This window comes from Flavobacterium daemonense (assembly GCF_007341385.1).
Classification (GTDB): Bacteria; Bacteroidota; Bacteroidia; order Flavobacteriales; family Flavobacteriaceae; genus Flavobacterium; species Flavobacterium daemonense.
Window position 1 is genome coordinate 38,552 of sequence record NZ_VJYD01000007.1, and the last position, 22,722, is coordinate 61,273.

General features: G+C 34.1%; 21 protein-coding genes. 11 read left to right on the forward strand and 10 right to left on the reverse strand.

Translation table 11 applies throughout. The annotated features are described in order from the left end of the window. The first annotated feature begins 4 nt into the window (after nt 1-4). On the forward strand, nt 5-616 hold the full coding sequence (gene msrA / locus FND99_RS10590; RefSeq protein ID WP_144337964.1) for a peptide-methionine (S)-S-oxide reductase MsrA: 612 nt from the start codon (nt 5-7) through the stop codon (nt 614-616). Between the two features lie 107 nt (nt 617-723). Here the strand turns inward: msrA and FND99_RS10595 are convergent, their stop codons facing one another. Next, the gene (locus FND99_RS10595; RefSeq protein ID WP_144337965.1) at nt 724-1,158 is read right to left on the reverse strand and encodes an META domain-containing protein; all 435 of its coding nucleotides are present in this window, start codon (nt 1,156-1,158) and stop codon (nt 724-726) included. Between the two features lie 229 nt (nt 1,159-1,387). Here FND99_RS10595 and FND99_RS10600 point away from each other — a divergent pair, with 229 nt between their 5' ends. Then, nucleotides 1,388-2,803, forward strand: a complete 1,416-nt coding sequence (locus tag FND99_RS10600; protein ID WP_144337966.1) for an aminopeptidase P N-terminal domain-containing protein — start codon at nt 1,388-1,390, stop codon at nt 2,801-2,803. A gap of 205 nt (nt 2,804-3,008) precedes the next feature. Beyond that, nucleotides 3,009-3,968, forward strand: coding sequence for a quinone oxidoreductase family protein (locus FND99_RS10605; RefSeq protein ID WP_144337967.1), 960 nt, complete (start codon nt 3,009-3,011; stop codon nt 3,966-3,968). Nucleotides 3,969-4,245: 277 nt separating this feature from the next. On the opposite strand, the gene FND99_RS10610 is transcribed toward FND99_RS10605, so the two are convergent. Beyond that, the gene (locus FND99_RS10610) at nt 4,246-5,805 is read right to left on the reverse strand and encodes an NAD(P)/FAD-dependent oxidoreductase (RefSeq protein WP_144337968.1); all 1,560 of its coding nucleotides are present in this window, start codon (nt 5,803-5,805) and stop codon (nt 4,246-4,248) included. A 343-nt stretch (nt 5,806-6,148) separates the two neighbouring features. Here FND99_RS10610 and FND99_RS10615 point away from each other — a divergent pair, with 343 nt between their 5' ends. Next, complete coding sequence (locus FND99_RS10615; RefSeq protein ID WP_144337969.1) at nt 6,149-6,388, forward strand: hypothetical protein; 240 nt, start codon at nt 6,149-6,151, stop codon at nt 6,386-6,388. A gap of 65 nt (nt 6,389-6,453) precedes the next feature. Here the strand turns inward: FND99_RS10615 and FND99_RS10620 are convergent, their stop codons facing one another. Together FND99_RS10620 and recQ are read right to left on the reverse strand one after the other, a co-directional pair. Beyond that, on the reverse strand, nt 6,454-7,611 hold the full coding sequence (locus tag FND99_RS10620) for a hypothetical protein (protein WP_144337970.1): 1,158 nt from the start codon (nt 7,609-7,611) through the stop codon (nt 6,454-6,456). 368 nt (nt 7,612-7,979) lie between these two features. After that, on the reverse strand, nt 7,980-10,175 hold the full coding sequence (gene recQ / locus FND99_RS10625) for a DNA helicase RecQ (RefSeq protein WP_144337971.1): 2,196 nt from the start codon (nt 10,173-10,175) through the stop codon (nt 7,980-7,982). A gap of 88 nt (nt 10,176-10,263) precedes the next feature. Between recQ and FND99_RS10630 the strand changes: the two genes are divergently transcribed. The 5 genes from FND99_RS10630 to FND99_RS10650 all read left to right on the forward strand — a co-directional run bounded on the left by FND99_RS10630 (nt 10,264) and on the right by FND99_RS10650 (nt 13,521). Further along, nucleotides 10,264-11,229 (forward strand): KpsF/GutQ family sugar-phosphate isomerase, encoded by a 966-nt coding sequence (locus tag FND99_RS10630; RefSeq protein ID WP_162615548.1) that lies wholly within the window; start codon nt 10,264-10,266, stop codon nt 11,227-11,229. Next, nucleotides 11,229-12,044 carry a twin-arginine translocase subunit TatC gene (gene tatC, locus FND99_RS10635; protein WP_144337972.1) on the forward strand — a complete coding sequence of 272 codons (816 nt, stop codon included), beginning with the start codon at nt 11,229-11,231 and terminating at the stop codon, nt 12,042-12,044. Before FND99_RS10630 ends, tatC begins: the two co-directional genes overlap by 1 nt. Beyond that, complete coding sequence (locus tag FND99_RS10640; protein WP_144337973.1) at nt 12,037-12,390, forward strand: carboxymuconolactone decarboxylase family protein; 354 nt, start codon at nt 12,037-12,039, stop codon at nt 12,388-12,390. The genes tatC and FND99_RS10640 overlap by 8 nt, the downstream gene beginning before the upstream one ends. A gap of 86 nt (nt 12,391-12,476) precedes the next feature. After that, nucleotides 12,477-13,217, forward strand: a complete 741-nt coding sequence (gene lptB, locus FND99_RS10645) for an LPS export ABC transporter ATP-binding protein (protein ID WP_012022391.1) — start codon at nt 12,477-12,479, stop codon at nt 13,215-13,217. Nucleotides 13,218-13,302: 85 nt separating this feature from the next. Continuing rightward, the gene (locus FND99_RS10650) at nt 13,303-13,521 is read left to right on the forward strand and encodes a DUF5808 domain-containing protein (protein ID WP_144337974.1); all 219 of its coding nucleotides are present in this window, start codon (nt 13,303-13,305) and stop codon (nt 13,519-13,521) included. Nucleotides 13,522-13,668: 147 nt separating this feature from the next. Here the strand turns inward: FND99_RS10650 and FND99_RS10655 are convergent, their stop codons facing one another. Beyond that, nucleotides 13,669-14,523, reverse strand: a complete 855-nt coding sequence (locus FND99_RS10655; RefSeq protein ID WP_144337975.1) for a glycoside hydrolase family 25 protein — start codon at nt 14,521-14,523, stop codon at nt 13,669-13,671. A 10-nt stretch (nt 14,524-14,533) separates the two neighbouring features. Continuing rightward, complete coding sequence (locus FND99_RS10660; RefSeq protein WP_144337976.1) at nt 14,534-15,265, reverse strand: CDP-alcohol phosphatidyltransferase family protein; 732 nt, start codon at nt 15,263-15,265, stop codon at nt 14,534-14,536. Nucleotides 15,266-15,456: 191 nt separating this feature from the next. On the opposite strand from FND99_RS10660, the gene FND99_RS10665 reads away from it, so the two are divergent. Next, nucleotides 15,457-16,524 carry a putative type IX sorting system protein PorV2 gene (locus FND99_RS10665; RefSeq protein ID WP_456236444.1) on the forward strand — a complete coding sequence of 356 codons (1,068 nt, stop codon included), beginning with the start codon at nt 15,457-15,459 and terminating at the stop codon, nt 16,522-16,524. Between the two features lie 39 nt (nt 16,525-16,563). Further along, nucleotides 16,564-17,700 (forward strand): lipoprotein N-acyltransferase Lnb domain-containing protein, encoded by a 1,137-nt coding sequence (locus FND99_RS10670; RefSeq protein WP_144337977.1) that lies wholly within the window; start codon nt 16,564-16,566, stop codon nt 17,698-17,700. 2 nt (nt 17,701-17,702) lie between these two features. On the opposite strand, the gene FND99_RS10675 is transcribed toward FND99_RS10670, so the two are convergent. From FND99_RS10675 to FND99_RS10690, 4 genes are all read right to left on the reverse strand, one after another. Further along, the gene (locus FND99_RS10675; RefSeq protein WP_246074207.1) at nt 17,703-19,094 is read right to left on the reverse strand and encodes a sugar transferase; all 1,392 of its coding nucleotides are present in this window, start codon (nt 19,092-19,094) and stop codon (nt 17,703-17,705) included. Nucleotides 19,095-19,167: 73 nt separating this feature from the next. Continuing rightward, nucleotides 19,168-20,505, reverse strand: a complete 1,338-nt coding sequence (locus FND99_RS10680) for an O-antigen ligase family protein (RefSeq protein ID WP_144337979.1) — start codon at nt 20,503-20,505, stop codon at nt 19,168-19,170. A 14-nt stretch (nt 20,506-20,519) separates the two neighbouring features. Then, a complete protein-coding gene (locus FND99_RS10685) occupies nt 20,520-21,602 on the reverse strand; it encodes a glycosyltransferase (protein ID WP_144337980.1) in 1,083 nt (360 codons plus the stop codon). Beyond that, nucleotides 21,599-22,717, reverse strand: a complete 1,119-nt coding sequence (locus FND99_RS10690) for a glycosyltransferase (RefSeq protein ID WP_144337981.1) — start codon at nt 22,715-22,717, stop codon at nt 21,599-21,601. The genes FND99_RS10685 and FND99_RS10690 overlap by 4 nt, the downstream gene beginning before the upstream one ends. Nucleotides 22,718-22,722: the final 5 nt, after the last annotated feature.

Below are 22,722 nucleotides of genomic sequence, written 5' to 3' on the forward strand. Positions count from 1 at the left end.
AACTATGAAAAAGATACTTTTAATCTGTTTGTCGATTTTATCATTAAACGGATTTTCGCAAAATAAAAAAGCCTCAAATCTTGAAACGATTACGCTTGGCGGAGGCTGTTACTGGTGCGTTGAAGCCGTTTACGAAAACTTGGACGGAGTAAAATCTGTGGTTTCTGGATTTTCAGGAGGAAATGTTCCTAATCCTACTTATGAAGAAGTTTGCACTGGAGAAACTGGTCATGCCGAAGTCGTTCAGATTACCTATGATAAAAACATAACTGATATCAATGAAATCTTCAAAGTCTTTTTTACCGTTCATGATCCAACAACTTTGAATCGTCAAGGCGCTGATGTTGGAACTCAATATCGTTCTGTTATTTTTTACAAAAATGATGAACAAAGAAAAGCGGCTCAAAGCATTATTGCCGAATTAAACAAAGCAAAAGTGTACAGCAATCCGATTGTGACAAAAGTCGAGCCTTTTAAAGCTTTTTATAAAGCCGAAGATTATCATCAGAATTATTACGCCAACAATAAAAATCAGCCGTATTGCAAAATGGTGATTCAGCCAAAAATCGAAAAATTTGAAAAAGTTTTTAAAGATAAACTGAAAAAGAAACAATAATATAAGTCCACAAAAAAGGGAAATGAGTTAATTCATTTCCCTTTTCTATTTTAAGATCTAACTTTGTCAAAGTTTGAAAATTTGACAAAGCTGAATAACTGAAACTATTATTTGGCTACTTTTTTGAATCGCATGGTTGCCACATCGCCTTCATTCAAAATCAATTTTCCATCTTTATCAATAGAATAGCTTGTGATTCTTTTCATTTGTTGTAAAAATTGCTGTTCTCCGCCTCCATCACAAAACATTAATGTACTTGGTCCCGGTTCTCCAAAAGTCAAAGATTTTCCGCTTAAAATATAAGGCGCACTGTATCCATTACAACCATTGTTTCCAAAAACTTTTGTTTCTTTTTGATCAAAAGTAATCTGTGGTTTTTTATTTGGATACAAACCTTCAAAAGCAATTCGTGGTCCAGAGATATATTCTAATTCCCAAGTTGTCCTAAATAAATTTCCTCCGCTTGACGCTTCTTTCGAAGTTTTGCAAGAAGTCAACAATAAAACAAAAAATGATAAAGCTGCGAGTGTGTATTTTTTCATAAAAATTATTTTAAGGATTATTACTATTTCACTTCTCAATATTCGTGCCCAGTTCTACGAATTATTGAAGTTTAAATTCACAACAAACTGTGGTTTTCTAATCTCTAAGTTACAGCTTTTTGTTTAAAACTATATTAATCAAACATTTAAATTACATTTTGTGATTGTGTTTTTTTTGTAATTTGCAATGATCAAAAAACCAAAAATCACCAATAAAAAAACCAAAAAAATGAAGCAATTAGTCGTATTATTTGCCGTTTTATTTTCTTTCTCACAAATTCACTCACAAGAAAATCTACCGACCGATTATCTTTCAAAAGAATTCCACAAAGGCCGCCGCGAAGCTTTTAGAGCTTTAATGCCTGCCAATTCTGTAGCAGTAGTTTTTTCATATCCTGAAAGAATATTCTCAAGAGACGTCAATTATATCTACCATCAAAATCCGGATATGTATTACCTAACAGGCTACAAAGAACCGGACGCCGTTTTACTGATTTTTAAAGAATCGCAAGGAATGGGCGAAACTTACAACGAAGTATTATTTGTAAGAGAAAGAAATGCTGCCAGAGAAATGTGGACTGGAAGACGTTTAGGCGTTGAAGGAGCAAAATCGAAGTTGGGTTTTACGACTGTTTATAACGGAAAAGATTTTAAAGATTTCGCCATCGATTTCAAAAAATTTGACAAAATCATTTACGATCAGCTTCCAACCGATCTTGAAAGCAGCAGAAATGATTTTGATCTTGCCGGCTTATTCAAATCTTTTAAAACCAAAGCAGGAATAACGACTGAGGATAAAAATTCAACAGAATCTTTTGCAGACATTACAAATACTCTAAGAGAAATTAAAACCCCTGAAGAACTGGAATTGATGCGCAAAACTGTCAAGCTTTCCTGCATTGCTCATAACGAGGTAATGAAAGCGGTTGGCCCTGATATGAGCGAAAACGAAGCTGAAGGAATTCACTCTTATATTCACAGAAGATATGGTTCTGAAGACGAAGGTTACCCGCCAATTGTTGGTGTTGGAGCAAACGGCTGTATTTTACATTACGAAGAAAACAACAGTACAAAAATGGAAAATCAGTTATTGTTGATGGATGTTGGATCTGAATATCACGGTTATTCAGCTGATGTGACCAGAACGGTTCCGGCAAACGGAAAATTTACCGAAGAACAAAAAGCCATTTATCAACTTGTATATGACGCTCAGGAAGCTGTTTTTAAAATTTGTAAAGAAGGAACGCCTCTTATTGATTTAAATACTACAGCAAAAGATGTTTTAGCAAAAGGATTGATAAAATTAGGAATCATTACAGACCCAAAAGATGTAAGACTTTATTATCCACACTCTTGCTCACACTTTCTTGGTTTAGATGTTCATGACAAAGGCAACTTCAAAGGCCCGCAAACTCTTATAAAAGAAAATATGATCCTTACAGTGGAACCAGGAATTTATATTCCAGCAAACAGTAAATGTGATAAAAAATGGTGGAACATTGGCGTTCGTATCGAAGATGATATTTTAATGCTAAAAGATTCATACGAAAATCTATCTGCCGAATCACCAAGAAAATGGCAAGATGTTGAAGCTTTAGCCAAACAAAAAAGCACTTTCAACGAAATGAAATTCCCAAAAATATAAAAACCTCAAACACATAGAAACATAGATTTTTCCCCATTCTAAAAAAGAATATAAAAAGAAATACATTTCTCACACATAGTTAACTATGTGAATTTAAATAAATGAAATGCCTGTTTTAAGTCAACAAAAAACTATGTTTCTATGTGTTAAACAATAAATGCTTTCAATTTTGACGTACTTTTGTAGTCCTAAAAATTAAAAAAAAATGAAAGCACTTACCTTCTCTACTTTTGGAGATTCAGATGTTTTAGAATATATCGAAATACCTAATCCACAATTAAAAAACGATGAAATTCTAGTCGAAATGAAAGCCATCGGACTCAATTTTGCCGATGTTTACAGACGAAAAGGAAATTATCATTTAAAAGGAAATCCGCCTTTTATTGCCGGTTACGAAGGCGCCGGAATCGTAGTTGACACAAATAATCATCCTGAATATAAAGTCGGTGATCGTGTGGCTTTCGCCGATGCACCTTTTGCAAACGCAGAATTGGTTGCCGTAAACATAAATCACGTTTTGCCTTTACCCGAAAACATCTCTTTTGAAACCGCAGCTTCGGTTTTACTGCAAGGTTTGACCGCACATTATTTAGCGACAGATAGCCATAAAACTGAAAAAGGCGAAACTGTTTTAATTCATGCTGTTGCTGGTGGCGTTGGACAAATCTTAACGCAAATCAGCAAACTTTTGGGAGCAACTGTTATTGGCTTAACCTCATCGGCAGAAAAAGCTAAAGTTGGTTTCGAACAAGGTGCCGATCATGTTTTTCTTTATAATGATGATTGGAAATCGCAGGTTTTTAAAACTGTTTCAAAAGGCGTTGATGTAGTTTACGACAGCATCGGAAGTACTTTGGCAGAAAGCTTTGAAGTCACAAAAGAATGCGGACAAGTCGTTTTCTTCGGAATGGCTGGTGGCGATCCTGCGCCTGTAGACCCAAGAATGCTTATGGATGGTTCAAAAACTTTAACCGGAGGCGATTTATGGAGTTATTTAAATTCCAAAGAAGAAAGAATTAAACGCGCAACGCAATTGTTCAATTGGATTATCGAAGGAAAAATCAAGCTTTCAAAACCGACTTCTTTTAAATTATCAGAAGGAAAACTAGCGCATGATTACCTAGAAAGCAGAAAAAGCACTGGGAAAATAATATTGATTCCGTAAATAATAATCTGGGCGTGCCATCAATAAAAAAAGGAGCCAACTATGCAAAACGCTTAGTCGGCTCCTTTTTTTATTGCTGTCGGGCTTTCGCTGCTACTTCGGTAGCTTAGCTCTATCCCTCACGCAAACAGACCAATCATTTCTTATTAAACTTTTTGTCATTCCGAGGAACGAGGAATCTCCGTGAGTAGCTCTGCAAAGATTGGCAATTCTCTGTATGGAGTTTCTTGCGGAGATTCCTCGTTCCTCGGAATGACAAAACAATGCAATTAGTTTCTTACTTCAACGCTTCCGCAATCATAAGCGCGCATTTTTCACCATCAATCGCAGCAGATATAATTCCACCTGCATAACCTGCACCTTCTCCACACGGATACAAACCTTTTATTTGTAAATGCTCTAAAGTCAAAGGATCTCTCGGAATTCTGACTGGTGATGAAGTTCTGCTTTCCGGAGCGTGTAAAATTGCTTCATTTGTCAAATAACCGCGCATTGATTTTCCGAATTCTTTAAAACCTTCGCGTAAAATCTGCGATAAAAATCCTGGGAAAACCTGTCCCATTTCAACCGAAGTTGTTCCAGGAACATAAGACGTTTTCGGAATATCTGCAGAAACTTTATTTTGTGTAAAATCGATCATTCTTTGTGCCGGAACTTTTTGAGTTTGTCCCGCCAAATGCCAAGCTTTTTGTTCAATACTTTTTTGAAATTCCATTCCGGCCAAAGCGCCGAATTTTGCAAAAGGTTTAAAATCTTCCAATTTCAATTCTATCACAATTCCAGAATTTGCTGTTGCCTGATCACGTTTAGACGGCGACCAACCGTTTGTAACCACCTCGCCCGGGCTCGTCGCGCAAGGCGCAATAACACCTCCCGGACACATACAAAACGAATACATTCCGCGTCCGTTAACTTGTTTCACAATCGAATATGGTGCTGGAGGCAAATAATCGCCACGATAGTCACAACTGTATTGAATACTGTCTATTAATTCCTGTGAATGTTCAGCTCGAACTCCTAACGCAAAAGGTTTTGCTTCGATTAAAATTTTCTTTTTATCTAACAATTCAAAAATATCACGCGCTGAATGTCCGGTTGCCAAGATCAATTTATTCGCGAGAATCTTATCTCCTTTTTGTGTTACGATTCCTTCAACTTCGTTATTTTTCACCAAAATATCTGTAACTCTGGTATCAAACAAAACCTGACCGCCAAACTCGATGATTTTATTTCGAATATCTTCAATAATTTTCGGCAATTTATTAGTTCCAATGTGCGGATGCGCTTCGACCAAAATATCTTCTGAAGCTCCAAAAGCCACCAAAAGCTCTAAAATTCTGGTAACATCACCACGCTTTTTAGAACGCGTATATAATTTTCCATCCGAATATGTTCCGGCTCCGCCTTCTCCAAAACAATAATTTGAATCTTCGTTTACAATATGTTCGCGGTTTATCGCTTTCAAATCACGTCGGCGTCCGCGAACGTCTTTTCCGCGTTCAATGACAATTGGCTTTAAGCCTAATTCTATTAATTGCAAAGCGGCAAAAAGTCCGGCTGGACCAGCGCCAACAACAATAACTTCCTGAGCAGAAGAAACGTCTTTATATAAAGGAAGTTCAATTTTAGTTTCCTGAAATGCTTCTCCTTTTACATATATAACAACTTTCAAATTGATTTTAATCGCTTTTTGGCGAGCATCAATCGAACGTTTTAAAATTGTAATATGCTGAATTTCGTTTGGAGAAACTTTAATTTGTTTAGACAAATAATCTTTAAGCAACACTTCGTTTGCTGCAGTTTCTGGAGTTACCTGAAGTAAAAGTTCTCTTGGCATTGTATCTTATTTATTAGCTTTTCTTTCTATGAAAAGAAGTTGCAAAAATAACATTTTAAAACGAGATTCTATGTTTACTGTGAAATTTGCCCACAGATTTACACAGATAGAAACAGATTTATCCTTAATCTATTTTTCGCAAAACCTTTACTATTTATTTTTAGCCACAGATTAATTGGATTAAAAAGATTTCTTTTAATAACAGTTTAGACGCACTGAAGTAAGTCTCTACAGAAAAAAAACTCAGCACCTTAGCATCTCAGTCCCGAAACCTCGGGATAGAACCTTTTTCAAAAAAGACTTTGTACCTTTGCAGCTCTGAACCTTTGCACCTTTAAAAAAAATGTCTAGAAAAATAAAATTAATTTGGGATTTTCGTGGTCCAGCTTCTGCAAAAACGGCCGAACATCACGAAATTCACTTAAAAGAATATATCGCAATCGAAAAACTGCCTTTGAATATTACAGGATATAAAATCATAAACGACATGCATGCAACCGCTTTTATGGTCGTAACCGATGAAAATATGATTCAGGTAAGAGATGCTTTGAAACCGCATCGAGGGGAAATCTATCAAGAGTAATCGCCAAAAAACAAAACCCTCCAAATTGGAGGGTTTTTTAATATAAATATCAAATTATTTTAAAATTATTTTGATAAATATTGGTAAGTCGTAACACTTGTAGATGTGACTACTGTACCGTCCTTCGTTACTCTTGTTTTCTTAACTATTCGACCTTTAGAATCTTTTTCGTAGGTGTAAGTTGCCGTTAAAGCTGTTGTTCCATCAACCTGCTCAGATTCTATATTTGTTTTATCTTCTCCTTTATATGAAAGCAATTTCAAATATGCTGCCGGAATTGAAGTAGCAAACGGATCTACATTTGTATTTAAAATATAAACAAGCGACTGATTCATTGCATTTGTCTTATAAGTCATTCTCAACGGATTCTGAGCATTATAAGACAAAGTTGACGTTACAGCATTTGTTCCTGTATCTGTCGCTGTTACAATTTTAGCTCCATCATAAACATAAGAGCTTTGATATCCTCCTAGCTCATTTTTAAGCAATGTAATGTTATCTCCTGTATAAGTAAGTACTTCTGTTGTTGTTTTCGCTCCAACTGTTTTGTTGATTTTAATTAACCTGCCCGCTTCATAAACATATTCTGATTTTTCAGTAACACCAGCATTAACATAAACACTTGAAACTAAATTACCTTTACTATCATAAGCAAACGTTTTATATCTTTTTACAGGAGCAGCTGTTCCCACCGTTGTTTCAACAGAAACTGCAGATAAGCGATCCAAAAATCCATCTGACGGAATAAATGATTCAATACCCTGAGTAATTACTTTAATCTCTTTTTGTATTGTGTCATAATTGACCTTTACTTCACCTGTTGCAGGTAATGCTGCGATTACGATGGCTTTACCTGGCTCTTTTGTTTTTTCATTTTTAGGAAGAATAGAAATATTTTTTATCGGAATTGTTGCAGGAAGTACTTTTACATGTATTTCAACATCGCCGGTTGTGGTCGTCAATTTATCATTAATTTGACCCGATGCTGTACCCGTAAAAGTCTTAGTGTCTAAAACTTTTCCATCCTTACCCACCGCTTCAACGGTTAACGTGTACGAAGTAGCGGCGTTTTTCCCCGTAGGAGATGAAGCATCTGTTTGTGCATTAAACTCAAAACTGTGTTCTTCTGCAACAACCTTTGATGAGTTATCATCGTTGTTTGAACAAGAAAATAAACCAAGAGACAACATCGCTCCGATTAAAATTTTTTTCGTTTTTTTCATTTTTTTTCGATTTTAGGGTTTTTGTTTTTTTTTAATTTAAAATTGATCAAACAATTTTTAACAATTGTTCGCTTCATTTCAATTCAATTCAAAAATTAACTCACACAAATATAATCTAAATATTTTCTTAAAAAATAATCATATTATACTTTTTAACACATAAATATTAATAAATAATCATTTATTTAGATAAATTATTGAGTTTATCATAAAATACTTACTTTTCACATCATTGCAATAAAACCCCATTTAATGGTAAACGAAATTAAAATAACTCTTCATTTTTCAAAGGAAACAAAAAAGGAAAATTCCAACCTTCACAAGAAGATTGGAATTTTCCTTTTATATCTAAACTCTTAAATTTTAGACTAATTAGCTACTTCACTAATAAATTTAATACGCATTAATCGAAGTTCATCAATATCATAATCACCATCAAATTCTTTAAGAGCGTCTTCGATTTTATCTGATTCTGATTCCATGAAGTAATCGTGAATTTCTTCCTGCTGATCATCATCAAGCAAATCATCAACCCAATATTTGATATTCAATTTTGTTCCAGAATAAACGATCTGCTCCATTTCTTTAATTAAAGCATCCATCGATAACCCTTTTGCAGAAGCGATATCACTTAGAGGCAATTTTCTGTCAATATTCTGAATGATATACAATTTATTTGCAGAGTTTACTCCAGTTGATTTTACAACCAAATCATCCGGGCGAATAATATCATTATCCTCAACATATCTACTGATTAATGCTACAAATTCGCCACCATATTTTTTAGCTTTTCCTTCACCAACTCCATGAATATTATATAATTCAGTTAATGAAATTGGATATTTTAATGCCATATCTTCAAGAGAAGGATCCTGGAAAACAACAAATGGAGGAACGCCTAATTTTTTGGCTACTTTTTTACGAAGTTCACGAAGCATTCCCATCAAAACTTCATCAGCTGTTCCTGATGATTTTCCTGCCGTTACAATTGCTTCATCGTCAGCCTCGCTATATTCATGATCTTCAGACATCATAAACGAAACTGGCTTTTTGATAAAATCTAAACCTGCTTTCGTGATTTTGATAACGCCATACGTTTCAATATCTTTTGACAAATACCCTGAAACCAAAACTTGTCTTAGCAATGCCATCCAATATTTTTCGTCATGATCAGAACCCGATCCAAAAAACGACTGCGTATCTGTTTTATGTGCTTTAATTACGGCATTAACACGTCCTATTAAAGTAAACACGATTTCTTTTGACTTATAAATATGTTTGGTATCGCGTACAATTTCAAGCAATTTAACCACTTGATCTTTGGCTTCGACTTTATGCTTTGGATTACGAACGTTGTCGTCCATATCTGCGCCTTCGCCCGTTTCGCTGTCAAATTCTTCCCCAAAATAATGAAGAAGGAATTTTCGGCGTGACATTGAGGTTTCGGCGTAAGCCACAACTTCTTGCAAAAGAGCAAAACCAATTTCCTGTTCTGCAACTGGTTTTCCAGACATGAATTTCTCCAGCTTTTCTACATCTTTATAAGAGTAATAAGCAAGACAATGTCCTTCACCTCCATCGCGTCCGGCACGACCCGTTTCCTGATAATAACTTTCAAGAGATTTTGGAATATCGTGGTGAATTACAAAACGAACGTCTGGTTTGTCAATTCCCATCCCGAAAGCAATTGTTGCCACAACGACATCAACATCTTCCATCAAAAACATATCCTGATGTTTTGCTCTGGTTTTAGCATCCAAACCTGCGTGATAAGGAACAGCACTAATTCCGTTAACTTGTAAAACTTCGGCAATCGATTCTACTTTTTTACGGCTCAAGCAGTAAATAATTCCAGATTTGCCTTTATGTTGTTTGATAAATCGAATAATATCCGACTCAATATTTTTCGTTTTTGTGCGAACTTCGTAGTACAAGTTCGGTCTGTTGAATGATGCTTTAAAAGTATTTGCATCAGCCATATCAAGGTTTTTCAGAATATCTTCCTGAACTTTTGGGGTTGCAGTAGCGGTAAGCCCAATAATTGGCACTTTGCCTAATTGTTTGATAATATTTCTAAGGTTTCTGTACTCCGGCCTAAAATCATGTCCCCATTCAGAAATACAGTGTGCTTCGTCAATTGCGACAAATGAAATTGGCACACTTTGCAAGAAAGCCACATATTCTTCTTTAGTCAATGATTCTGGAGCGACATACAAAAGCTTTGTCAGACCAGAACTGATATCCTTTTTTACTTGGGCAATTTCTGTTTTTGTGAGAGAAGAATTAAGCACATGCGCAATTCCGTTTTCTGAAGAAAGGCTTCGAATAGCATCAACCTGGTTTTTCATCAAAGCAATAAGAGGAGAAACAACGATAGCTGTTCCGTCCTGAATTAAAGCGGGTAATTGATAACAAAGAGACTTTCCACCACCAGTCGGCATGATTACAAAAGTATTCTTTTTACCTAAAATACTTGTAATGACTTGTTCCTGCAAGCCCTTAAATTGGCTAAAGCCGAAATACTTCTTTAATTCCTTATGTATTTCAATTTCGTTTGAATTCATTCTTTATTTTAATGGATATTTTTGTATAAATTTGCAACACATAAAGATACAACTTTCTTTTATACATACAAATTTTAAATATTCTGTTTTGATCACAAAAGAAAATATATTGGCGATTGCCAAAAAAACCATACTATCTGAAAGTGAGGCAATTACAAAACTAATTGATTTTTTAGACGAAAATTTTTACGAAGCAGTTCAGCGCATATATGAAACCAAAGGCCGTTTAATCGTTACAGGCATTGGAAAAAGCGCAATCATTGCTCAAAAAATGGTTGCCACTTTTAACTCAACAGGTACACCATCTATGTTTCTGCATGCTTCTGAAGCCATTCATGGTGATTTGGGCATGATCCAAAATGAAGACATCATTATCTGTATTTCAAAAAGCGGCAATAGTCCTGAAATTAAAGTTTTAGTTCCGTTATTAAAACGTTTCGGAAACACTTTAATTGCAATGACAGGAAACATTACTTCGTTTTTAGCAAAAGGCTCCGACTATGTTTTGAACACAACTGTCGAGATTGAAGCTTGTCCAATAAATCTTGCACCAACAAACAGTACAACAGCACAACTTGTTATGGGCGATGCGCTTGCTGTATGCTTGATGGAAATGCGTGATTTTAAACCTGAAGATTTTGCAATTTATCATCCGGGCGGTGCTTTAGGAAAAAAATTGCTTCTTAAAGTTAAAGATATGATCGAACATTCGTTGAAACCAATGGTTACTCCGGAAACTTCAATCAAAAAGGCGATTTTCGAAATTTCAGAAAAAAGATTAGGTGTAACAGCAGTTATTGAAGATAATAAAATTATCGGAATTATTACAGATGGAGACATCCGACGAATGCTAAACAACGTAGATACTATTGCAGATTTGACAGCAAGAGATATTATGTCGAAAAACCCAAAACTAGTTTCATCAGAAACTATGGCAGTTGATGCATTGAATATTTTAGAAGATTACTCCATTACACAATTAATTGTTGCCGACAATGGCATATATAAAGGAGTATTACATTTACATGACATTTTAAAAGAAGGAATCGTATAATGGCAAAGAAAAACCTTGGCGAGATGTCATTTTTAGATCATCTTGAAGAATTAAGATGGCTATTAGTTAGAAGTACAATTGCAATATGCATTATGGCATTTGTGACTTATTTTATTAGTGATTATTTATTTGATCAGATTATTTTAGGCCCAATCCGACCTACATTTTTTACCTATGTATGGTTTTGTGACTTATCACATTCATTAGGGTTTGCAGACAGCATTTGTATTACCGAACTGAATTTCATTATTCAGAATACCGAAATGGAGGGTCAGGTAAATATATTTGTATGGATGTGTCTTTTGGCAGGTTTTATACTTAGTTTCCCTTATATTTTATGGGAAATCTGGAAATTCATCAGTCCGGCTCTTTATGAAAAAGAACGTAAAAATGCGAAAGTGTTCATCTTTGTTTCTTCGCTGCTTTTCTTTTTAGGAGTATTATTTGGATACTATGTCGTAATCCCAATGTCGGTGAATTTCGTTGCCACTTTCTCTGTAAGTGATGTTGTAAAAAATCAATTTACGCTAGAATCTTACATGGGAATGGTCAAAACAAGTATTCTAGGAAGTGCAATCTTTTTTGAATTGCCAATCGCTATTTATTTCTTAACTAAATTAGGACTTGTAACTCCTACTTTTTTAAGAAAATATTGGAAATATGCCGTAGTAATTATTTTAATTATCGCTGCAATTGTAACCCCTCCAGACGTAGTAAGCCAGACTATTGTGGCAATCCCAATGTTGCTTATCTACGAAGTGAGTATCCTTATTTCAAGGATTGTTTATCGAAATAAAATGAAAGAAAATGTCTGAATTAATACAAGAATTTAACGACTATCGTTCTAAAATGAACGAAAAATTATTAGCTGACAATAACAAAATTGTAAAGCGAATTTTTAACCTTGACACTAATGCTTACGCAGAAGGTGCTCTTGATGTAAAAACAAAAGAGCTTCTTGGCTTAGTTGCATCTACAGTTTTGAGATGTGACGATTGCGTAAAATACCATTTGGAAACAAGTTATAAAGAAGGTGTTTCTAAAGAAGAAATGATGGAAGCAATGGGAATCGCAACGCTTGTTGGAGGCACAATTGTAATTCCACATTTAAGAAGAGCTTACGAATTTTGGGAAGCACTTGAAGGAGCTGGAAATAAATAATTGTTAATACGGTTAACTGTTGAATCGTTTATTCGTTAATTTGCAACGAATAAACGATTTATCGATTAAACGATTAAACTTAGAAAATGAAATTAAGAGCCGATAATTTAATCAAAACCTATAAAGGCCGAAGTGTTGTAAAAGGAATTTCTGTTGAAGTAAATCAAGGAGAAATCGTAGGGCTTTTGGGTCCGAATGGTGCCGGAAAAACGACTTCGTTTTACATGATTGTAGGATTGGTAAAACCAAATCAAGGCAATATTTATCTTGATGATTTGAATATTACCGATTATCCAATGTACAAACGTGCACAACAAGGAATTGGCTATTTAGCACAAGAAGCTTCGGTGTTTAGAAAATTAAGCATTGAAGATAATATCTTGAGCGTTTTGCAATTGACGAAACTTTCTAAAGAAGCTCAAATTGCAAAAATGGAAAGTTTGATTGAAGAATTCAGCTTGGAACATATTCGCACCAACCGAGGCGATTTACTTTCTGGAGGAGAACGTCGTCGTACCGAGATCGCACGCGCACTAGCAACCGACCCGAAATTCATTTTATTGGATGAGCCGTTTGCCGGAGTTGACCCTGTTGCGGTAGAGGATATCCAGAGAATCGTAGCGCAGCTAAAAAATAAAAACATCGGAATCTTAATTACCGATCACAACGTTCAAGAAACTTTAGCAATTACCGACAAAACTTACTTAATGTTTGAAGGAGGAATCTTAAAAGCCGGAGTTCCTGAAGAATTAGTAGAAGATGAAATGGTTCGCCGCGTTTATCTTGGACAAAACTTTGAACTTCGTAAAAAGAAACTTGAATTTTAAAAAAGTGGTCAGTGTTCAGCTTTTTAGTGTTCAGTAAAAAATTGTTTACTAAAAAGCTGAACACTGAATACTAATCTAAAACATAATGAATCCAAAACCTACTCAGCAAGATTATAATAATTGGCACAACGACCCAAATAACTGGCATTTCGGAATGTTTTATTATAACAAAGAAGACAAAAGAATGTTTGTTCCGAAAAAACTAAAATGGGCTGGTTTTACAATCAACTTTGCAAATACAAAAGCAATTTTAATTACAGTTGCTTTTCTTTTCTTCATGTACACTTTGACACAACTCAAATAAAAAAAGTGTTCAGTGGTCAGGTTTTTAGTGATCAGTAACAAAAAAAATAGTAATCAGTTTTTTAGTATTCAGTTTTGGTCTGAATCTAAAAAACTGATTTTTTTTATCCTAAACTGATCACTAAAAAAACTGACTACTGAACAACTCTTATTCTACAGTTATAAACTGCAGCTGTTCTAAATCGCCATTGTAAATATTGACATCAACACGATGTTTGATTCCGGGAAGGGAAGCTTTTTCTGTAAATTGCCAAAACAACCAATCGTCTTCAATTTTTTCTCTGTAGAAATTATAATTGGCAATCCAGAAAAGATATTCGCTAAATTCTTCTTTCAAAAAATCAGAATAATATCTTTCTCCCGAATAAATTATTGGGCGAACTTGATAATGCTTTTCAACTTTGGTCAACCATCTTTTCAAACCTTTTTTCAAACTATCTAAAGGTTGGTTTTTGGGTAGTTTCTCAATATCTAAAACCGGAGGAAGATCACCTTTTTGCAATTTTACCGTTTTAATAAAAAGATCAGCCTGTTCTATAGAATTTTCATTTGGACGATAATAATGATAGGCACCGCGCATAATTTTATTTTCTTTTGCGCCTTTCCAATTTCGTTTAAACTGACCGTCAACACGATCATTTCCAGCAGTTGCTCTTATAAAAACAAATTGTACTGGATATTTTTCGTCCAAAATCTCAACCTCATCCCAATCGACTTCTCCTTGAAATTCAGAAACATCAATTCCAACGACTTTTCCTTTATGATTTTCAAGAACTCGAATATTTCGGACATCAGAAAGATGCTTATCAACCTCATCTTCATCTAAAACTTTATCCGATTTAAATCCGAGATAATACGCCAATCCAGCTCGATAATGATAAATTGTTCCAAAGAAAATCACCGCCAAAAAAGAAAAACCAATAAAGCGAATCACTTTACTGAAAAAAGATCTTCCAGCTGGTTTTCTTGAATATGTTTTACGGTAAGTTGTTTTTCTTGCCATTCGGATACAACTACTTTTTCAAAAACATATTATTTACGATCGAAAGCAATACGTAAAAAATAATTATAACCGGGATCGCTCCAAATTGAAGTAATAGAAGCAAAACAAGAGAAATTGCTAAAAACACAATTTGCAATACATTATCTTTAAAAGTGAACTTTTTAATTTTTAATGCAAACAAAGGAATTTCGGCATTCAAAATATAAGCACTACACAATGTTATTCCTAACAAAACATATTGATTGCTTAAAATTTCAAGAAGCATCAGAGAATCTGAATATTTTAAAACCAAAGGAAGACTCAAGATAAAAAGCGAGTTCGCCGGAGTTGGCAGACCAATAAAGGAGTCTGTCTGACGTGTATCGATATTAAAATTTGCCAATCTATAACAAGAACCCAAAGTTACAATAAACCCAAGGAAAGGAATCGCAGGATTTGTTCCAAGCTCATGTGCGCTGTTTGCAAACAAAGTGTACATTACATAACCCGGAGCAACTCCGCTGGTTACCATATCTGCAAGTGAGTCCAACTGTAAACCTAACGGGCTTGAAACTTTAAATAATCTGGCAAAAAAACCATCAAAAAAATCAAAAAAGATTCCCAAACAAACCATATAAAAAGCCATTTCGTAGTTTACAGAATCTCCTGTTTCAAGAGCTTTGGAAATGTAAACAACAGCTACACAGCCACAGAAAAGATTTATTAGGGTAATTAAATTAGGAATGTGTTTTTTAATATTCATCTTTATAAAATTTGATAATGGTAGAGAACAAATTTAGCATAATAAGTGCATGTAAAATAGGTTTTCGCAAGAGTTTTTTAGTTAACGCTTTTACTTCTGCAATATTTCTCAAAAGGAAGAACTTAGATGCATAAAATATTATATTTTTGATAAAAATTAAAAACGGGCCTCAGTCTGCAAAAAAATAACTTTTGAAAAAACTTTTTGCGTTTTTATTGTTTTGGATTTTAACTACACAGTACGCACAAACCGTTCGGAAATACTCGAATGAGTTCATGAATATTGGTGTTGACGCGGCGGCATTAGGAATGTCGAGCGCCGTGGTTGCATCAACAAATGATGTCAACGCAGTATATTGGAATCCGGCTGGTTTGACCAATCTTGAAGATCATCAAATATCTTTAATGCATGCCAATTATTTTGCAAATATTGCCCAATACGATTTCATAGCATATGCAAGCCCAATTGATGACCGAAGTGCTTGGGGAATTTCGATGATTCGTTTTGGTGTCGATGACATTATGGACACCACACAATTGATCGACAGTCAGGGAAATATTGATTACAATAGAATCAGCTTGTTCTCAACAGCAGATTATGGCTTTACTTTTTCATACGCAAGAAAATTGCCTGTTGATGGTTTTCAATACGGTGTAAACGCAAAGATTATCCGAAGAATTATTGGAAAATTTGCCAATTCATGGGGCTTTGGTTTTGATATAGGACTGCAGTTTGAACGCAATGATTGGAAATTTGGTTTAATGCTTCGCGACATTACAACGACTTATAATGTCTGGAATATTGACGAACAAGAATACGCTAAAATTGCCAATGCAATTCCCGGAGAAAACAACGAACTTCCTGAAAGCACTGAGATTACTTTACCAAAAGCACAACTAGGGGTTTCTAAAAAATTTGATTTCCATAGTGACTATAGTCTTTTAGTTGCCACAAATTTAAATATGCGATTTGAGCAGACAAACGATATTATTTCATCAAAAGTCGTGAGTATTGATCCAGCAGTTGGTTTTGAATTTGGCTATACCGATCTTGTTTTCTTACGAGCAGGAGCAGGAAACTTTCAGAATGTCATGCAATTAGACAATACCGAAAAAGTAAATTTCCAGCCAAATATTGGACTAGGTTTCAAATACAAAGGAATTCAGGTAGATTATGCCTTAACCGATTTAGGCAATCAAAGTGCAGCGCTGTATTCTAATATTTTTTCTTTAAAAGTAGATTTAGGTATCTTTAGATAATTTTTTCAAAACCATCAAACTTCTTAAAAATTTTAAATTATGAAAAATGTCATTTTCAAAAAAACACTTTCTGTTTTACTATTATTAATGAGTTTTATTGGTTTTAGCCAAAATTTGCCACTATCAAAAGATGCCAAAATAAGTGTTTTGACTTGTGGTTTAGGCAATGAAACTTATTCTTATTTTGGTCACACGGCCATTCGCGTTGCAGATCCAGGAAACAATATTGATTTGGTTTACAACTATGGAGCTTTCGATTTTAGCACACCTAACTTTGTGGCTAAATTTGCAAAAGGAGATTTGAAATATTTTGTAGTCGTTCATCCGTTTATTGATTTCATGAATGAATACAACTATGAAAAACGAAGTGTTTTTGAACAAGATTTAATCATTCCGCAAGAATTGAAACAGAAGCTTTTTGACAATTTGAATGCCACATTATTATCTGAAGATCGCTATTATACTTATAAATTTATTGATAAAAACTGCACCTCTATGGTAGTTGACATTATCAATAAAACGCTAAATGGAACAATCATCACAAAAAAAGGAGATACTGATATTACATACCGTTCAACTTTATTCCCTTATTTTGATGGACATTTTTATGAGAAATTAGGAACCAGTATTATTTTTGGAACCAAAGTCGATCAATTGGCTACTAGAATATTTTTGCCTTTTGAATTAAAAAACAGCTTAGAAAAAACCACTTTTCAAAATCATCCTTTAGCCCCAAAAAGTACGACGCTTTTAAATTTTGAAAAAGAAACTCCAACATCTTGGTGGAATAACATTTACACTTATCTTTTTATTCTTGCTTTTGTTGTGATCGCGCAGAACAAAATAGTTGACAAAATTTACCTATTGATTTTATCCTTAATGGGAATCTTTTTTGTTGCTGTAGGATTTTATTCTTTTCACCACGAATTGGCAATGAATTACAATGTACTACTATTTAGTCCACTTTTATTGATTCTGATTATTTTCTCAGCTTTGAAAAATAAACGATGGACGTATCGATTTGCTGTATTACACCTGATCTTCTTGCTTGCTTACACTTTATTTCTAATCAATAAAGCACACTTTTTTATTGTTCTGCCAATGATTATTACCAGCGGATTTGTTTTAGCAAGAATCGCAATCAGAAACAAAAAACGCATTCCGATTATCATCTAAATTTATTGTCCGCGATAAAACAAAACGGTTGTAATTGTTTTGAAAGTTATGCTCAAATCCAAGAAAAGGCTTCTGTGTTTGATATAATACAAATCATACTGAAGTTTTATAAGGCTTTCATCGATAGATTCTCCATACGAATAATTTACCTGCGCCCAGCCCGTCAAACCGGGTTTTATAACGTGTCTTGTTTCGTAGAAAGGCATTATTTTCGCGATTTCGGAAACAAAATACGGACGCTCAGGTCTTGGGCCAATTACGCCCATATCACCCATTAAAACATTAAAAAACTGAGGAAGTTCATCTAATCGTGATTTACGCATAAATCGGCCAAAAGGAGTTACACGTTTATCATTCGATTGTGCGAAAGGACCATTGACGTCATCATTTTCAATCATTGTCCTGAACTTATAAATTTTAAAAATAACGCCGTTCTTGCCCACACGCTCTTGTGTATAAAATAAGCTTCCTTTATTTGCAATACTATTTCCAATTAAAACAAGCGGCATAAAAACAATACAAAAAGCAAGTCCGATAATTGACAATACAAATTCTAGCAAGCGAATTAAAATCAGATATAATTTATTGCTGTTGCTTCTGCTGAATGGGAAAAAACGATAAAAATCACGTTCGATATAATGAACCGGAATTCGCTGTGTTTTGCTTTCGTATACCTGCGTATATTCTTTTATAATATTTCCGGATTCTAATAAATGAAGTAATTGCTGATATAAATCGGCGGTGATTCCGTCAGTTTTTTGAGCTGCAATGACAATTTCCGAGACATTATGATGAACTACAAAATCTTCTAAATCCTGTTTTTTAATTTCTTTCACATAGTGAAACTCATTATTTTCATCGCTAACAGAATCTGAATTTACAAAACCAATAATCGTATAATGCGGATCAACATTTTCAAGACCAAGAACCAGTTCTTCGACCTGATCTTGATCGCATATTAAAACAACATTTTGAGAAAAGCGATGTGAAGCGAGAAAAATAGCGTAGAAAAAACGCCAAAGAAGCAAAAAACCAAGAATTGAAAAATAGAAAACCAGAATAACGAGACGTTTTTTGGGCAATTCTGGTGATAAAATAGGCGTAAATAAATATAATATAACCGCCGCGGTGACTGCCAGAATAACACTTCGAAGTATTTGAAATTGATTGCTGGCAACTTGAAGATTGTACATTTCGAAAATTACTCCAAAAATGGTTATATAAGAAATAAGCAAAATTGGTCTGTAAAAATAATCCGGGTGTAAAATAAAATACCGGCTATCAAAGAGGAAATGTAATATATATAAACCTGTAAAAATAAAAGCAGCATCAAAAATATGCAATAGTATTTTCCGTTCCGAAATCTCGAAATGCATTTTTTTACTTGTCATAATCAGTCGTAAGTTTTAAAGTTTGGGGACTTTTTCTTAGACACAAATGTATTATAAAAAAATTATAATAAACACCTTAATTTTCAGCTTTTTCCGGTGTAGTAATTCGCACGGAAAGCAATGACAAAGCATAGACAAATGCAGGCGCCGCAATACGCATTGCGGCATGATTTATAGTTAGGAGCCAAAAACCAAAGAACGATAAAAAATAAAGATTCTGCCGGTTATTGAAATAAAGAATAAATGGCGTTATAAATAAAATTAAGAGCCCAAAAATACCAAACAAACCATGTTCGGCAAGCATTCTTGTAATTTCATTATGGGAAGCGATCTGCATTCCAAAATTTTCATTTCTGACTTTTTTCCCTAATCCAGCTCCAACCCCAAAAACAGGAGAATCAAGGAAAAGTTTGAACTCAGCATCAATAATTTCTTCACGCCCACCGAGTCTATCTTTTTTAGTTCTTCCCATAGCATCTTGATTGGCGTAACGCTTATTGATAAGCCCAGATGTCTGTAAAGAACTATACGTCCAAATTCCTAATGACATCAAAAAAGTAATAATCATAACAAAACCAAGCTTTGCTTTGTTCCTTGCACCTGCATAAAAATACATTAACATTAAGAAAGACACTATCATGAAAGCGCCTGTAATAACACCGCCTCTCGAAAAAGTAACGATGGCTCTATAAGTAATGAAAATCACCAAAAAACCATTTATAAGCAACATAGCTCTTGATTTCGAGTACAATATTAGCTGTGTAAAAAACACAAACATCCCTAAACCTAGAATAGTTGAAACTTGGTTTGGACCAAATCCACCCGAGGTTTCAAAATTAGACTGCGTTCCAGTAACTACATCATGAACACTCGGGTTATATAAAAATAAATAAACGGTAGTTGTGACTATTGGTAATCCTAAAGCCACCATAACACTTTGCAAATTGTCGGAAGATATTTTCCTTTCAAACATATAAATTGCGCAAATAGCCAAGCAAACAGGTCCCGATAAGTTAAAAACCAAAACTTTCCTAACATCTATGTCGAAATATTCTGAGCTAGCTGTGACTAAAATTCCTGGTATCAACAAAAACAGAAAAAACCAATAAATAAATGCATTCTTAGAAAAACTGCTATAAATCATACCATAAAACATAAAGAAGATGGTACAAAATTTCACATATTCATTGTTTAGATTTCCATTCGTCATCCTGAGAAAAACCTCAATCCCAATTAAATAAGCCGAAACCAAAAGAACTTCATTGTTCTTATTCTTAGTTTGATAAACGATAAAAAATCCAACAATAGGAATTAACAGTGCGTAAATTTTAGCCAAAAAAGGTAAAACAAAAACTATCAGAGCCAATATCGCATGAATCAAGATAAGAAAGGTGTATGATAATTTTATTTTCATTTATCTTTAAGGTATTAGCGAGCAAAATTAATAAAAGACAGCCATAAAAGATACTCGTCAACGATAATCTCTTCGGTGTAATTCATTTTGATTTTATTATAAAGCTTTAAGCCTTTTTCCTCTCTTAATTCTTTATTTAAAATAAGCTTTTCCAACGCTTCAGAGAATTCTTTTAAATTGTTAGATTCAACTATACTGCCCTCTTCTGAAGTAATTATCATTGGGATCTCACCAACGCTAGTAACTACAACCGGTAATTTATATAAACCATATTCAAGAAGAGCCAAAGGAAGCCCCTCAGATAATGAAGGTAAAACAGCAATATCGGATTGTTTTAATGCGACTTTTACATTGTCCACTGCCCCATAAAAGTAAATTGTTTTTTGCAGTTTAAGATTTTTCACTTTATTGCTTAGCAACAAAGAGTAAGCGTCTTTGAAATCTTTTCCAAAGAGATGGAAGCTCCAATCTGGAAACTTATTTTTAATTATGACAGCAGCATCTATTAATAGATTATGATTTTTTTGTGGTCGCAAATTTGCCACACAAATGATTCTTTTTCCCTCTTCGCCCATTAATTGAATTCCATCATCAGCGTTGGAACTATTCCCAATAAAATTGGAAAAATAAGTAACGTTAGAGCACCACAAATAATTTTCAGCCCAAGTTTTCAGCGCCGAATTTACTGCAATACTGCCCGCGAAAAAAAAGGAACCAAATTTTAGCATAAGATTCTTTCTCGAACCTAAATCTTGCGAAATTCCATAATGATCATGCCAGATAATTTTAACACGCAGGAAAGTCAATTTTACTAAAACAGCAATAAAAAATGATGAACTGTGCGCATGAATCACATCAATTTTATTGTTTTTAATATATTTCCTTAATTTTAAAATAGCCTTTAAATCGATTCTTTTCTTTTTGTTCAGAAAAAGATAGGAAACTTTTTTATCAAGTTGATCTAAAAGCAATCCTTCATTTCGCGTAGCGATTAAACCAGAAAATCCGATTTTTTCAGCTAATGAATTGGCATAATTCACGGCCATTCGTTCTGACCCTCCCGGTTCTAAAGAATCTATAATTTGAAGAATTCTCATTTTGCCAACATATTTTTAATTTCGAAGTCAAACTTATCTGTGGTAAAATTTTGAGACCACTCCGCAGCTAATTTGCTTTTCGAAAAAAACAAGTTTTGATCTGCCAATATTTCTTCAAGCTGATTACTATCATTCTGCAAATTCATATCAATTAGAATTCCTCTATTCCCAAAATCTAGCATAAAAGGAACACAAGAAACTTTAGTAGCAATAGGAACACAGCCCCAAAACATACCTTCGGCAATGGCTTTTGGCCAGCCTTCGCTTTTTGATGGCAATATTGCAAAATGACTTTTTTGATAAGCTTTTTTGACTGTTTCAGAATTTTGATTTCCATGCAAAAAAACAAACTTATCCAACTGATTATTTACTATGTAATCCGTTAAAGGCTTTCTTTCGACACCTTCACCATAAATATTCAAAACTACATTATGTCCCTTTTTTACTAAAGTTTCAATCAAATTTATTGCATACATTGGATTTTTGCCTGCAGTCAAACTTCCAACAAAAATGAATTCTATAACGGAATCTCGGTTTCTTTTTTCAACAGTTTTTATTTCAGACTCAGAATAACTTGCTGTAAAAAAGGACTTTACATTCTTAGTTTCGTTCTCCCATTCGCCATATACTAAAACCTGCATATTTCTAGTAAGAAATGTGTTTCTCAAAATAGACTGTTGCAATTTGTATGTCCAAGGCTGATTGCTTTTTGGATCCCAATTTCCAGCATATTTTGCTGTTTTAATTTTCTTTGGAAATAAGATCTGAACCAAACATCCAACTAAACCCATATTTCCTGGACAACGAAGATGAATATGATCTGCCTTTTTCATTGCCCAAAAAATCTTCCAAAAAATCATAGGAAGTTTTAAAAGAGCTTCTAGATTATTTTTAAAACTTGTAAAACTAAAATCTGGGACTTTTAAAAAATCAATATTTTGATGTTGATATGCAATATCAATCAATGTTGGTTTTTGTTTATTTATAGGCGCTACAATAATTATCTCATCGACATATTTGAGCCAAATATTCATTTCGCGAACATAGGGAGCGTAACCATAATACTGGTTTTCGTAGTGGTTATGATTCACGTGAGTTATTATGGCGAATTTCATTCTTT